The organism is Enterobacter cloacae complex sp. EB5 (assembly GCF_031432835.1).
In the GTDB taxonomy this organism is placed as follows: domain Bacteria; phylum Pseudomonadota; class Gammaproteobacteria; order Enterobacterales; family Enterobacteriaceae; genus Enterobacter; species Enterobacter hormaechei_C.
Map to the genome: position 1 here is coordinate 3,527,371 of NZ_CP133860.1, position 14,274 is coordinate 3,541,644.

Here is a 14,274-nt window from a genome sequence, read left to right on the forward strand (position 1 = left end):
TTTTGTTGTTAATGGTGATGGCCGTGACCGTGGCCTCTGCCTTTTCCGTGACCCCAGCCGCCACGGCGGTCGTCACGATCGTTCCAGCCCTCGCGGTAGCCGCGTTCGTAAGCCTTACGCTTATCCCAGCCACGGTGATAGCCGTTATCGTGTTTCCACCAGCGGTTTTGACGCCATTCATAATGGCGGTGCCAGTAGTCACGGTCGCGCCAGTAGCCACCGTCCCAGTATCTGCCGTAGTCATCACGATCGCCAATTTGTAATTTAATCGATGGCAACAGGGTGATTTCGCCCGCATTGGCGACCAGCGGGGCCGAAGCCAGTAATACCGCTGCAAGAATCAGTGACCTGAACATACTCTTCTCCTTCACGATCGGGGCCGCTGTGCGACCTGTTAACGCAATTTTACGAGTTGGTAAACATTCGTTTCATCGCCTCAACTCCTAAATCATGAATGAGAGCACTTTTTGCTAAAAGTGTTTTTATTCTGCACTGGACAGGATCGTATCTATCGTCTTCAGCTCTTCTGTCGTGAATCGACAATTTTCAAGCACGCCTGCTGCATCATCAATTTGTCCGGTCTTGCTTGCACCGATGAGCACGGATGTCACCGCATCGTGGCGCAGGATCCAGGCCAGTGCCATTTGCGATAGCTTTTGCCCCCGGTTTTCCGCCAGCGCATTCAGCTTGCGTACCTTTTCCAGCTTTTTGTCGGTGATCTGCTCCGGATTAAGGAACTTACTGCCGCTTGCTGCGCGAGAATCCGCCGGGATGCCGTTCAGATAGCGATCGGTCAACTGTCCGCCCGCCAGGGGCGAGAAGGGGATACATCCCACCCCTTTTTGCTGCAACACGTCCAGCAACCCCTCTTCAGGCGCACGTTCAAACATGGAGTACTTCCGCTGATGGATCAGACATGGCGTGCCCAGATCCTCCAGTATTTCAATCGCCTGCCTTGCCACTTCTGCCGGGTAGTTGGACAGACCGATGTACAGCGCTTTGCCCTGACGCACCACATGGTCAAGCGCTTTCATGGTTTCACGTAGCGGCGTATGTGGATCCGGGCGGTGGTGATAGAAAATATCGACGTACTCCAGCCCCATACGCCTGAGGCTCTGGTCCAGGCTTGCGATCAGATATTTACGCGAGCCCCAGTCGCCGTAAGGCCCGTCCCACATGGTGTAGCCCGCTTTGGTGGAGATGATCAGCTCATCGCGCCAGGGCAGGAAATCCTCCTGCAAAATGCGCCCAAAATTACGTTCGGCCGAACCAGGAGGCGGGCCGTAATTATTGGCAAGGTCAAAATGCGTAATACCCAAATCGAAAGCACGCTGTAAAAGTTGACGGCTGTTTTCGAGTAACGTCGCGTCGCCAAAATTATGCCACAGCCCCAGCGAGATGGCGGGAAGCTTAAGACCGCTTTGTCCACAGTGGCGATATTGCATTGTCTGATAACGATTTTTGTCAGGCTGATAACCCATTGACGAGACCTCTGGCGCTGGAAAGAAACATCAGTGTATACGTTTACACTAACCTGAAGAAAATGAGCATAGCTCAGCTTTTTTCGTAAAGCATTCTTTCCAGACCCTGATTGTCGCCAATTCTGGACACGCTTCACGCTTATTTAATACTCAGAGTGAGGTCAACGTCAGAAGGACACTTATAATATGCGTACCCCCTATTGCGTCGCCGATTACCTGCTGGACCGACTAACAGATTGTGGTGCCGATCATCTGTTTGGCGTGCCGGGCGACTATAACCTGCAATTTCTCGATCACGTGATAGACAGCCCGGACATCTGCTGGGTGGGCTGTGCCAATGAACTGAACGCGTCTTACGCCGCAGACGGCTATGCCCGCTGTAAGGGCTTTGCCGCGCTCCTGACGACATTCGGCGTTGGGGAGTTAAGCGCCATGAACGGTGTGGCGGGCAGCTTTGCCGAACATGTTCCCGTCCTCCATATTGTAGGGGCCCCGGGTATGGCGGCGCAGCAGCGAGGAGAGTTACTGCACCATACGTTGGGTGACGGCGAGTTCCGCCATTTCTATCATATGAGCGAACCCATCACCGTTGCACAGGCGGTGCTTACCGAACAAAACGCCTGCTATGAAATTGACAGAGTCCTGACCACTATGCTGCGGGAGCGCCGTCCGGGCTACCTGATGCTGCCCGCTGATGTGGCGAAAAAAGCCGCTACGCCCCCTGTAAGCGCTCTCACTGTTAACCCCGCGCCAGCTGATTCAGCCTGCTTGCAGGCGTTCCGTGAAGCTGCCGAAAAGCGCTTGTCCACGAGCAAACGCACCGCGCTGTTAGCGGACTTCCTCGTACTCCGCCACGGTCTGCGCGCGGCCCTTCAGACGTGGGTGAAAGAGGTGCCGATGGCACACGCCACCATGCTGATGGGCAAGGGCATTTTTGACGAACGACAGAGCGGTTTTTACGGCACCTACAGCGGATCGGCGAGCGCCGCGCCGGTCAAAGAGGCCATCGAGGGGGCTGATACGGTGCTGTGTATTGGCACACGCTTTACCGATACGCTCACTGCCGGGTTTACCCACCAGCTGACGCCAGACCAGACGATAGAGGTTCAGCCCCACGCGTCCCGCGTCGGCGACGTCTGGTTTACGGGTATCCCGATGAGGGAGGCCATTGAAACGCTGACAGCGCTGTGTAAAACCTATGTTCGAGATACGCGAGCGCCATTGGATCACAGCGGCTTTTCGTTCCCGACTATTGAAGGGGCGCTGACTCAGGAGAGCTTCTGGCGTACCCTGCAAACATTTATTCGCCCCGGAGACATTATTCTGGCTGACCAGGGCACGTCTGCTTTCGGCGCTATCGATCTGCGTTTACCGGCGGACGTGAACTTTATCGTCCAGCCGCTGTGGGGATCGATTGGCTACACGCTGGCGGCGGCGTTTGGCGCGCAAACGGCGTGTCCGAACCGACGCGTGATTGTCCTGACGGGTGACGGCGCCGCGCAACTGACCATTCAGGAGCTGGGATCGATGCTGCGCGACAAGCAGCGCCCGATTATTCTGGTGCTTAACAACGAAGGATACACGGTGGAAAGGGCCATCCACGGGCCGGAGCAGCGCTATAACGATATTGCCCTCTGGAACTGGACGCAGATCCCGCAGGCGCTGAGCCTGGCGCCTCAGGCAGAGTGCTGGCGCGTCAGCGAAGCGGAAGCGCTGGCGGAGGTGCTGGATAAAGTGGCACACCATGAGCGGCTTTCGCTGATCGAGGTGATGCTGCCGAAAGCCGATATCCCGCCGCTGCTGAGCGCGCTGACCAAAGCGCTGGAGGCGCGCAATAACGCCTGATTACCTGTCGTTTCGCCATGCCATCAGCATCGGTTTGCCCGCCAGCAGGAGCCAGGCGGGCAACATCACGATACAGAGCAGCGGCAGAAGCGTGGTATCCGGCACGACAACGGCCGCCATAAACAGGCTCAGCCACGCATCGCGCGTGACCACCAGTACCAGTCCCAGAATGGAGCAGGAGACGGTAATCGCCGCAGGGACAGCGTCGACATGCTCATGCAGCATTAGCCCCAGCGCGACGCCAACAAATACCGCCGGGAAGATACGACCTCCCCGGAAACCACAGGCCGCAGCGACCACCAGCGCCGCCAGTTTTACCAGCGCGAACAGCAGATAATCGGAGACGCTAAAGACCTGGCTGAAGGCCAGCTGCTGCATCTCGTCCAGCCCCTTAAACAGCGTAACCGTCCCGCCGATGGCGCCTAAAACGCCCAGAATAAAACCCCCCATGCCCAGAATCAGTACCGGATGCTTCAGCCTGTGCATCAGGCGATGCAGGCGAGGGAGACACCACACCGCGACCATCCCCAGCGCAATGGCGATCGCGACGACGACGGCACCGCTGAAAATATCGGTGAGTTGCATCTGGCCGTAGTGGGGGATGGAGAGAGAAAAATGGGGATGGAAAAACAGGCTGGTGGTGAGGGCTCCCGCAGCGGCGGCCATTAGCGGCGCGAAGAGTTTATCCCACAGCGGCACCTCATGATCACTGCTGAGGGTTTGCGAAAAAATGAGCGCAGCCGCGACCGGAGTGCCAAACAGCGCCCCGATGGTGCCTGCTGACGCCAGGATCGTCCAGTCCAGCGCGCCAACGCGCGGGAAAAGACGCGCCCCCAGAAACACCGCCAGCGCGATATTAACCGCCATAATGGGATGTTCAGGCCCGAGGCTTACGCCGCCCGCAAGACCAATAATCAGCGCGATAATAAGCCCCGGCAGAGCAGAGGGAGAGACAGGCGCGCCAATCAAGGGTTCCAGTGCCGGGTCCGGGCCGGCATGGCCCGGGCTAAAGCGGATCACCAGCCCTACGGCAATCCCGGTCAGGGTCAGCATCATCATGATCCAGCCCGGCGAGTAAATGCTGATACCGAGTTTTACCGGAAGCGCGGTCCATAAAATCGTTTGCAGCACCGCCGCCACTTTCATGACAACGATGAGCACCAGGCTCGACGCCACGCCAATAATCAGCGCCGGGACAGCCAATAACAGCATGGTTCTGGCTCGCGGATGGAGCATGATGATTTCCTTGTACAAAACGGCTTAACGTTACTTTGCACAATCAGCATTGTGGCAATAGTGCAAAAGGTGCTGAAACGGTAAAGTTATTATGTGACGAAGATCGATAATCCATGGGCAGTCACCTTCTGGTCGTTGTTGTTATCACGCCTTGAATTTACAGTGTCCCAAAGATTTATTCTGACTTTAGCGGAGCAGTAGAAGAATGACAAAGTATGCTTTGGTAGGTGATGTAGGCGGCACCAACGCGCGCCTTGCCCTGTGCGATGTGAACAGCGGTGAAATTTCTCAGGCGAAAACTTATTCAGGGCTGGATTACCCAAGCCTGGAAGCGGTGGTTCGCGTCTATCTGGAAGAGCATAAAGTGAGCGTTGAAGACGGTTGTATCGCCATCGCCTGTCCGATCACCGGCGACTGGGTGGCGATGACCAACCACACGTGGGCCTTCTCAATTGCCGAAATGCGGAAAAACCTCGGCTTCTCGCACCTTGAAATTATCAACGACTTCACTGCGGTTTCCATGGCTATCCCAATGCTTAAACCAGAGCATCTGATTCAGTTCGGCGGTACGGCCCCGGTTGAAGGTAAACCGATTGCCGTTTACGGCGCGGGCACCGGCCTGGGGGTGGCGCACCTGGTTCACGTCGACAAACGCTGGGTCAGCCTGCCGGGTGAGGGCGGTCATGTGGATTTTGCGCCGAACAGCGAAGAAGAGGGCATTATTCTTGAAGAGCTACGCGCCGAGATTGGCCACGTGTCGGCCGAGCGGGTGCTTTCTGGTCCGGGCCTGGTGAACCTGTATCGGGCGATTGTAAAATCAGACGGTCGTCTGCCGGAAAATCTGCAACCTAAAGATGTGACCGAACGCGCGCTGGCCGACAGCTGTATTGACTGCCGCCGTGCTTTGTCGCTGTTCTGCGTCATCATGGGGCGCTTCGGCGGCAACCTGGCGCTGAACCTCGGCACCTTTGGCGGGGTCTATATTGCGGGCGGGATCGTGCCGCGCTTCCTCGATTTCTTTACCGCCTCCGGCTTCCGTGGCGGCTTCGAAGACAAAGGCCGCTTCAGAAGCTATGTCCAGGACATTCCTGTTTACCTGATTGTCCACGACAACCCAGGCTTACTGGGCTCCGGCGCGCATCTGCGTCAGGTACTCGGTCAGATCCTCTGACGCTCATTCCCCTCTCCTGCGGGAGAGGGAACGCGCTACAGGTGCATGAGCTGGCGGAACTCTTTCACTCTGCTGCGGCTTACCGGCACCTGAAAATCCAGATCCTTCAGCCGCAAAATATAGGTGTTGTTAAACCAGGGTTCGATTTCGCGGATCTTGTTCAGGTTGACGCAGAACGAGCGGTGGCAGCGGAAGAAGTGGGCGGCCGGGAGTTTATTGCAGAATTCGGTGATGTTCATCGCCATGACGTAGGATTCACGCCGCGTATAGACAAACGTCATTTTTTCATGCGCTTCGGCATAGTAAATATCGTCGACAGGCGTGACGATGATCCGTTCGTCCTTCACCAGATTAATCGTGTCGTTTTCCCTCGCTACCGGGCTGGCGCTGGCGGGTAATGTCTGCTGCTGCCACGCGACTTCCAGCTTATGCAGCATGCTGATAATACGCGACTCCTGGTACGGCTTGAGAATATAGTCGAACGCCTCAAGCTCGAAGGCCTCCACGGCATGCTCTTTCCACGCGGTGACAAACACAATAAACGGCTTGTGGGCGAACTGATTGATATTCTGCGCCAGCAGGACGCCGTCCAGCGACGGAATATTAATATCGAGGAATATCGCGTCGACCCGGTTATGCTGTAAAAATTTCAGCACGTCCAGACCATCCTCAAAACAGCCAACAATCTCCATCTGGCTGTGGGTTTTGATAAGCCAGCTCAACTCCTGTTGAGCCAGAATTTCATCTTCTACGATGATGACTTTCATCTGTTACTCCGGCCTACGGCAACAAGGATATGGGGGCATTCACGGGCGTTCGCTCATTCGGAACATAAAAGGCAATTTCGGTGCCCGGCTCAAGGCGGTGGATATGCAGCCCGTCACCGTACAGCAGTTTGACCCGGTGATGCACATTCAGCAGTCCGATCTTGTTGCCCGGCATTTCGTTTGATTTAACGCGCTCAATGACTTTCGGATCGATGCCGTGCCCGGTATCGCGCACGGCGATACGCACGCGGTTACCGCTTTCCGTCACGCTAATCGTTACCACGCCTTTGCCTTTACACGGCTGAATACCGTGAACAATGGCGTTTTCCACCAGCGGCTGGATCAGCAGACTTGGGATCACGCAGTTGACCTCTTCATCAATATCGTAAATGACCGTCAGCTTATCGCCAAAGCGAGCCTGCTCGATGGCGATGTAATCCTTGATTTGATACAGCTCTTTTTTGATGTCGATCTGCTCGTCGTCTTTTAGCTCAATGTTGTAGCGCAGATAGCGCGACAGATTAAAAATCAGCTGCCGCGCGGTGTCCGGATTAAGACGGATAGAAGAGGAGATAGCGTTCAGCGCGTTAAACAGAAAATGGGGATTGATCTTGCTTTGCAGGGCGCGCAGCTCTGCCTTATTTGCCATCTCGCGCAGCTGCTCCGCACGCGAAACCTCAAGTTGGGTGGAGATGATCTGCGACAGGCCAATCGCCATCTCCTGGAGCGAGGAGGTGATTTGGTGCGCATGGCAGTAGTAAATTTTCAGCGTCCCCGTGACCACGCCTTTTTCCCACAGCGGGATCACCAGCATCGAGTGGATCTCTGGCGTCCGGTGGGCTTCATCATTGTTTTTAATGATGATTTTTCCGTAGTTAATCGCCTGTCTGGTGGTCGGGCTGATGGTGTCGTCGCTGTCGCGATAATTGTGCTCACCGACGCCAACGTAAGCCAGCACGTGGTCAATATTGGTGATGGCGACCGCATCGGCGTGAATATCACGGCGGATGATATCGCAAACCTGACGTAAAGATTCGGCGTTAACGTGCCGGAAAAGTGGCAGCGTCTTGTTGGCGATATCCAGCGCCAGCTTAGCCTGACGCGCGGCGCTGGCCTCTTTTTCGCCCTCCACGCTTTGCACCAGCAGCACGATAAAACCGATACAGACGCTCCCGAGGATCATCGGAATACCGATCTTCGAGACGATATCCAACCCCAGCGCAACGGTTGGCGCCCAGACGATGACCAGGATCATGGTCAGCGTTTCGCAGACCATCCCCGCGATAATCCCCGCACGCCAGTGCTGCTTTTTCGGGATTTTGCGGTTAATCCAGCCCGAGAGCAGCCCGGCAATAATACTGGTGATAAAGCAGGGGACGGCCGTCACGCCGCCAATATCAATCAGGTACCGATGGGTGCCGGCGATAATGCCTGTGATAATCCCGACCCAGGGACCAAAGAGGATCCCGCCCGACATGACGGCGATAATGCGCACGTTCACCAGCGAGCCTTCTACCGGCACGCCGGACCAGGTGCTGAACAGGGCAAACATGGAAAAGATAAACGTGACGGCCAGCAGCTCTTTTGGCGAATGGGCAGATTTATGCAACAGTTCGCGGAACAAGCGGATGCGGATAAGGAAAAAGAGACAGATCAGCATTAATGCCGCGCGGTCGAATACCGCCAGGAGCATATTGAAGATTTCGTGCACGGTCAGGCCTGGGAAAACGGGAAAAATCTATGATAGAAAACATAGGGCCTGATGACCAGCTATCCATCAGATTTATCAAATGAGGAAAAACCATAATTCTCAAAGGGGATTGCTGGCTTTTGACTGAAAGCCGGTGCTTTTCCTTTTGGGAAGAAACGTCAGGTAACGATACTGAAAATATTGTGTTAAATCGCAGCGCTTAAAACTGCCTGTTCGCGATAAGAGTTCCGCTTTTCACTGCAATCGCATTCCCGTTTTAGCGCAAAATATTGTTTTGCCGTTATCCTCTCGACAGCGTCTTTTTCTTCAGGTTATTTTCTAAGCACGCCACACGTGTGGCAGCGTCGCTCGGACGGTCCGGGCGCTAACGTGACTCTGAGGAATCTATGGCTGAATTCAGTCCTGAACGCCGTTTTACGCGTATCGATCGTCTCCCCCCTTATGTTTTCAATATCACAGCTGAACTGAAAATGGCTGCGCGTCGGCGCGGCGAAGACATTATCGATTTCAGTATGGGTAACCCTGACGGCCCAACGCCGCCGCACATTGTGGAGAAACTCTGCACGGTTGCCCAGCGTCCCGATACCCATGGGTATTCCACCTCACGCGGCATTCCACGCTTACGTCGGGCGATCTCCCGCTGGTATCAGGATCGTTATCAGGTCGACATCGATCCTGAAAGTGAAGCGATTGTGACCATTGGCTCCAAAGAGGGGTTGGCCCACCTGATGCTGGCGACGCTGGATCACGGCGATACCGTACTGGTGCCGAATCCGAGCTACCCGATTCACATCTATGGGGCGGTGATTGCCGGCGCGCAGGTGCGTTCTGTCCCGCTGGTGGAAGGTGTCGACTTCTTTAACGAGCTGGAACGGGCGATTCGTGAAAGCTATCCGAAGCCGAAAATGATGATCCTCGGTTTCCCGTCAAACCCAACGGCACAATGCGTTGAACTCGAATTTTTCGAGAAAGTGGTCGCGCTGGCCAAGCGTTACGACGTGCTGGTGGTACACGATCTCGCCTACGCCGATATCGTTTATGATGGCTGGAAAGCGCCGTCAATTATGCAGGTACCCGGTGCCCGCGATGTGGCGGTTGAGTTTTTCACCCTGTCGAAAAGCTACAACATGGCGGGCTGGCGAATTGGTTTTATGGTGGGAAACAAAACGCTGGTGAGCGCCCTGGCGCGTATTAAAAGCTACCATGACTATGGCACCTTTACGCCGTTACAGGTCGCGGCCATCGCGGCGCTGGAAGGGGATCAGCAGTGCGTGCTCGATATTGCCGCTCAGTATAAACGCCGCCGAGATGTGCTGGTAAAAGGGCTTCATGAAGCAGGCTGGATGGTGGAAATGCCTAAAGCCTCTATGTACGTCTGGGCGAAAATCCCTGAGCCGTATGCGGCGATGGGTTCTCTGGAATTTGCCAAAAAACTGCTTCAGGACGCGAAGGTTTGCGTCTCTCCAGGCATTGGCTTTGGTGACTACGGTGATACGCACGTGCGTTTCGCGCTGATTGAAAACAGCGACCGTATCCGTCAGGCAGTGCGGGGTATTAAAAGCATGTTCCGCGCGGATGGCCTGCTTGCAGCGAAGAGCGTTGCGGAACAACCCGAGTCGTAACGGACACCAAAAAAAACAGGCGCCAACGGCGCCTGTTTTTTTGACTGCATTTTCTTAACTAGATCATCAGAGCAAACGTTCCGGCCCAAACTAAAACAATAACCGAAATGCCCATAAAGAAATATTTCACGTTTCATCGCTCCGCGTATCTTCCGGTACGCATTAAAAAAACAGAGTCCAACTGAGTATAGAGAGTTGAAATCATGCGAAAGGGGAAATCGGAATTATCCCGTTACGTCGCTAACTTCAGCTCTGAATTCTGTGCTTTCCTGTCGCCAGACGGCGCTAATGTACGCCTAAATTTCAGGAGTGACAAGAGGCATTTTTTTAAATAATTTCCTACACTTACGAGTGTCGTGGAACGGCGACAGTTTGATTTCGGTACGCAATAAATGCCTGTTGAGCGACGGTTGAAAAAAGCCGTTACGCACTGCGATTACAGGTGTTTGAAAAGGTTAGTTTCTTAGCGAAACTAACCTTTGAAAGGGGTCATATATAAAGTGAGGCTTCGCCCAGGGGACGGGTTTTAAAGCGGCGGTGCATCCACAGATACTGCTCAGGCGCACGCATAATCTCAAACTCAATCACCTTATTGATAAAGGTCGCGGCTTCACTCTCATCTTCAGGATAGTTCGCCATCTCTGGAGAGATATGCAGACGATAGCCTGACTTATCCGCTTTTCTGACCATGGTCACCGTCAACATCGCGGCGCCTGAGAGACGTGAAATCACAAAAGTACCGTTCGTCGTAGCGACATCTTTAACCGCAAAGAAAGGGGCAAAGCTGCTCCCTTTAGGACCGTAGTCCTGATCCGGGGCAAACCAGACGGCTTCCCCTTTTTTGAGGGCGCCAACCATACCGCGCAAATTGTTACGGCTGATCATCGCCTTATTTGAACGCATGCGGCCCCGCGTTTGTACCCATTCCATTAGCGCGCTGTTATGCGGGCGATAGGTTGCCATCATCGGCTGACAAAGACCCATAACGCGGCCGCCCAGCTCAAGCGACATAAAATGCACACCCACAACCATCACGCCGCGGTTTTGCATCTGGGCACGTTTCAGGTTATCCAGGCCTTCCACGTCAAACCATTTACGGACACGCTCGTCTGGCCAGAACCAGGCCATACCGGTTTCAAGCAGCGCCATACCGATAGATTTAAAGTTTTCCGCAATCAGCGTTTCGCGCTGCTGGGCATTGTAATGCGGAAAGCAAAGTTCGAGATTTTTTCGGGCAATGGACTCACGACGCTTAAGGAAGTGACGCGATGCGCTGCCGAGCTTCGAACCCAGGAAACGGATCACGGGATAAGGAAGTTGAACCAGCAGCCAAAGAACGCCAAGGCCAAACCACGTAAACCAGTAGCGCGGATGCAGAAACGCCCGCTGAAATTTGGATTGAGACAAAATAGTGGAACCTATGTGAAGCCTGTGAAGGTAGCGCAGACTTCGCGATACCACGTGCCATTAAGACCGTAGGACGAGGTCATGGTTGCAGGCTTTACCGTTCTTTACGACGTTGCCTGGCCATTGCTGACTTGGGTGGGCGGCATAATGTAGCACCGTTATACATTATGAGCTATCACTCGTTTTTGTTTAAAAAAGCGGCAATTGCGGAGTGGTTTGATTTTGCTATTGTTAAATCTGCGTTCCCGCATGACTCCTGAAGGAGCAGACCATGGAAACCTACCTGCAAACGGTGAAAGAAGAGTGGGTGAAGCTGATTAATGAAACCGATCCCGATGTGCATCGGCTTGCGACTGAGCTTGCGAGGGACAATGCAACGCCCCTGGTCGCTGAATTTTATCGGGTTGTACTGGCAGATCCGTCGGTAGCGGAATTCCTGACCACCGAACAGGTGGAAAGGCAACTTCAGGAGGCGCTTCGTCGCTGGCTTATTGATGTGCTCTCATGCCGGGGGGAGCAGGTTGAAGAGCAGATGCGGGCGCAACAGCGCGCTGCGGATGTTCATGCCCGTATTGGTATTTCGGTTGATTTAGTCGAAATGGGCTTCCGCGTTCTGAAAAAGCTGCTGTTGCCTGTCATTACTACCAGCGCCCATTCGCCTGAGGTGAAGCTGCATATTTATCACTACGCGATAAACAGTATCGATCTGGCCATGGAAGTGATGTCGCGGGCCTATGTCTTTAGCGAGAACAATGCGGCGAAAGAGGACGAAAATTACCGCATCTTTTCCTTAATGGAGAACGCAGAAGAGGAGAAGGAGCGACAGACCGCGGCGTTGCTGTCATGGGAAATGGTGCTTCTGTATAAGATCACCCTTAACTCCAGTATCGGCAACAGTCTGCCGCTGGGGCAGTCTGAATTTGGACTGTGGTTTAGCCATAAAGGTCGGCACTACTTCAGCGGGATCGCTGAGGCTGGACATATCTCTCGTCTGATTCAGGAATTCGATGACCTTTTTAACGAGATCCGTCTTTCAGGGCAGGGTCTGAGTGATAAAGCGCAGCGGGATAAATTCTTGCAGCGAATGCGTAATACGCTCTCGCAAATCATCACGCTTTTGCGCGAACTGTTTGACGAAGTGTCGCGACACGAGGTGGGGGTTGATGTCCTGACCCGTCTGTTGAACCGCCGTTTCCTGCCAACCATCTTCAAACGCGAAATCCTGCACGCTACCCGGGCGGGAACAATGCTCTCGACGCTGCTGATTGATGTCGACAAATTTAAACAAATCAACGATACCTGGGGGCACAACACCGGGGACGAGATCCTGCGAAAAGTCTCCGGCGCGTTCTACGACAACGTGCGAACCTGTGATTACGTTTTTCGCTACGGCGGCGATGAATTTCTGATTGTGCTAACGGAAATCTCAGAGGTGGACACCCTGAGAATCGCCGAGCGTATCCGCAGGCGGGTGGAAAAAATCAAGGTCAACTCCCCAACCGGCGATATTATCCCGCTCTCCCTCTCGATAGGCGTGGCGATGTTCAACGGACATCCCGATTACGAGCGATTGATTCAGGCGGCGGATGAAGCTTTATACGGCGCGAAACGACGTGGCCGGAACTGCGTGGAGCTTTGGAAGGGGGCGTAAGGAAAGACGGAAGTGTCCCCTGCAGGAATCGAACCTGCAACTAGCCCTTAGGAGGGGCTCGTTATATCCATTTAACTAAGGGGACGAAGCGGCAAGAGTATAGCGTTATTTACACTTTTCGTTAAGCGCATTGCCGCCTGACTGGTCAAAGAGTCACCGTTCACGCCGATTTTTCGGCAGTTTTATCCTTTTTTTCCTGAGCCTTAAGCTCGGCCTTACGCTTGTTGGACATGTCGTTACGGATTTGCGCATGGCTCAGCAGCGCAAAGATAAAGGTCCCGCCACAAATGTTGCCTGCGAGGGTAGGCAGGGCGAACGGCCAGAAAAAGTCGCTCCAGTGGAGTGTGCCGTTAAATACCAGATAAAGGATCTCAACAGTTCCGACAACAATGTGCGTGGTATCGGCGAGTGCGATAAGCCAGGTCATCAGGATAATCACCACGATTTTCGCGCTGCCCGCTGAGGGGAACATCCAGACCATCGTGGCGATGATCCAGCCGGAAATTATGGCATTGGAGAACATTTCAACCGGCGTGTTTTTCATCACATCCATGCCAATCTTCACAAATGCGTCGCGGGTCGGTTCATCAAATATTGGCATATACTCGAATGCCCAGGCGGCTATGCCCGTACCGATCAGGTTCCCCAGCAGCACGACGCTCCACAGGCGCATCAGTAAACCGAAATTACCGAGGGTCGGATTTTGCATGACGGGCAGTACGGCAGTGACGGTGTTCTCCGTAAAAAGCTGCTGTCGCGCCATAATGACGATAATAAAGCCGAACGTGTAGCCTAAATTTTCCAGCAAAAACCCGCCCGGTACGCCTTCCAGCTGAACGTGAAATATCCCTTTGGCGAGCAGAGAGGCGCCCATCGACAGACCGGCTGCAATGGCTGACCACAGCAGGGCCATCGCGTCGCGCTCCATCTCTTTTTCCCCGTCCTGGCGAATATGCTCATGAATAGCCATGGCGCGCGACGGCAGGCGATCTTCATCGACTTCTATCTCTTCTCCCCGGTCTTTCTCCTCACTTTCAATCTCAAGCTCCTCTTTGCTTTCGCCAATTTTGTCTTCGCTAATGTCTTTCATAACAGCTCCTTCGGGGTAATTGCTCATTTAAGCGTAGCGGCTTTTAGCGCTTTCCCCGTGGGGATGCTCTTAAATTGCTGAAAATGGCAATAAAGGTGAGACATCTCTTTCAAAGCCAATATAAAATTGCCAGCGAAACGAATTCCGAAAGACAGGCTATGCTGAAATTAGCGTGATGACGCGAGCGGGTCGTCATTGTCCTCGTAGACATCGGTAAGCGTGCTGTTACAATCACTTGCACGTTTCAGGCGGAGCATCACCGGCTCCGTCACAGATGGCATTCAACGATAGCC

12 protein-coding genes and 1 tRNA gene are annotated in these 14,274 nt (G+C 54.1%); 4 read left to right on the forward strand and 9 right to left on the reverse strand.

Annotated features, from left to right (window positions below; translation table 11 throughout):
- Window positions 1-8: 8 nt before the first annotated feature.
- A complete protein-coding gene (ypeC, locus tag RHN82_RS17025) occupies window positions 9-356 on the reverse strand; it encodes a DUF2502 domain-containing protein YpeC (RefSeq protein ID WP_047053241.1) in 348 nt (115 codons plus the stop codon).
- 126 nt (window positions 357-482) lie between these two features.
- Window positions 483-1,481 (reverse strand): L-glyceraldehyde 3-phosphate reductase, encoded by a 999-nt coding sequence (mgrA, locus tag RHN82_RS17030; RefSeq protein ID WP_047053242.1) that lies wholly within the window; start codon window positions 1,479-1,481, stop codon window positions 483-485.
- Window positions 1,482-1,667: 186 nt separating this feature from the next.
- On the opposite strand from mgrA, the gene ipdC reads away from it, so the two are divergent.
- Window positions 1,668-3,326 (forward strand): indolepyruvate decarboxylase, encoded by a 1,659-nt coding sequence (gene ipdC, locus RHN82_RS17035; RefSeq protein WP_047053243.1) that lies wholly within the window; start codon window positions 1,668-1,670, stop codon window positions 3,324-3,326.
- On the opposite strand, the gene RHN82_RS17040 is transcribed toward ipdC, so the two are convergent.
- A complete protein-coding gene (locus RHN82_RS17040; RefSeq protein ID WP_047053245.1) occupies window positions 3,327-4,562 on the reverse strand; it encodes an ion channel protein in 1,236 nt (411 codons plus the stop codon).
- A 205-nt stretch (window positions 4,563-4,767) separates the two neighbouring features.
- Here RHN82_RS17040 and glk point away from each other — a divergent pair, with 205 nt between their 5' ends.
- Window positions 4,768-5,733: a glucokinase gene (gene glk / locus RHN82_RS17045; protein ID WP_003861352.1), complete on the forward strand. Its 966-nt coding sequence runs from the start codon at window positions 4,768-4,770 to the stop codon at window positions 5,731-5,733.
- Window positions 5,734-5,768: 35 nt separating this feature from the next.
- On the opposite strand, the gene RHN82_RS17050 is transcribed toward glk, so the two are convergent.
- Together RHN82_RS17050 and RHN82_RS17055 are read right to left on the reverse strand one after the other, a co-directional pair.
- Entirely contained in the window at window positions 5,769-6,500 is a 732-nt protein-coding gene (locus RHN82_RS17050) for a LytTR family DNA-binding domain-containing protein (RefSeq protein ID WP_047053246.1), read from the reverse strand.
- Window positions 6,501-6,513: 13 nt separating this feature from the next.
- Window positions 6,514-8,211, reverse strand: a complete 1,698-nt coding sequence (locus RHN82_RS17055) for a sensor histidine kinase (protein WP_003861356.1) — start codon at window positions 8,209-8,211, stop codon at window positions 6,514-6,516.
- 386 nt (window positions 8,212-8,597) lie between these two features.
- On the opposite strand from RHN82_RS17055, the gene alaC reads away from it, so the two are divergent.
- Complete coding sequence (gene alaC / locus RHN82_RS17060) at window positions 8,598-9,833, forward strand: alanine transaminase (protein ID WP_017383460.1); 1,236 nt, start codon at window positions 8,598-8,600, stop codon at window positions 9,831-9,833.
- A gap of 58 nt (window positions 9,834-9,891) precedes the next feature.
- On the opposite strand, the gene ypdK is transcribed toward alaC, so the two are convergent.
- Both ypdK and lpxP read right to left on the reverse strand, forming a co-directional pair.
- On the reverse strand, window positions 9,892-9,963 hold the full coding sequence (gene ypdK, locus RHN82_RS17065) for a membrane protein YpdK (RefSeq protein WP_099458937.1): 72 nt from the start codon (window positions 9,961-9,963) through the stop codon (window positions 9,892-9,894).
- Between the two features lie 359 nt (window positions 9,964-10,322).
- Window positions 10,323-11,243 carry a kdo(2)-lipid IV(A) palmitoleoyltransferase gene (gene lpxP / locus RHN82_RS17070; protein ID WP_086527955.1) on the reverse strand — a complete coding sequence of 307 codons (921 nt, stop codon included), beginning with the start codon at window positions 11,241-11,243 and terminating at the stop codon, window positions 10,323-10,325.
- A gap of 268 nt (window positions 11,244-11,511) precedes the next feature.
- Here lpxP and RHN82_RS17075 point away from each other — a divergent pair, with 268 nt between their 5' ends.
- Entirely contained in the window at window positions 11,512-12,891 is a 1,380-nt protein-coding gene (locus tag RHN82_RS17075; protein WP_047053249.1) for a diguanylate cyclase, read from the forward strand.
- A gap of 13 nt (window positions 12,892-12,904) precedes the next feature.
- On the opposite strand, the gene RHN82_RS17080 is transcribed toward RHN82_RS17075, so the two are convergent.
- Both RHN82_RS17080 and RHN82_RS17085 read right to left on the reverse strand, forming a co-directional pair.
- A tRNA-Arg gene (locus tag RHN82_RS17080) sits at window positions 12,905-12,976 on the reverse strand.
- 75 nt (window positions 12,977-13,051) lie between these two features.
- Window positions 13,052-13,981 carry a formate/nitrite transporter family protein gene (locus tag RHN82_RS17085; protein WP_047053250.1) on the reverse strand — a complete coding sequence of 310 codons (930 nt, stop codon included), beginning with the start codon at window positions 13,979-13,981 and terminating at the stop codon, window positions 13,052-13,054.
- Window positions 13,982-14,274 lie beyond the last annotated feature (293 nt).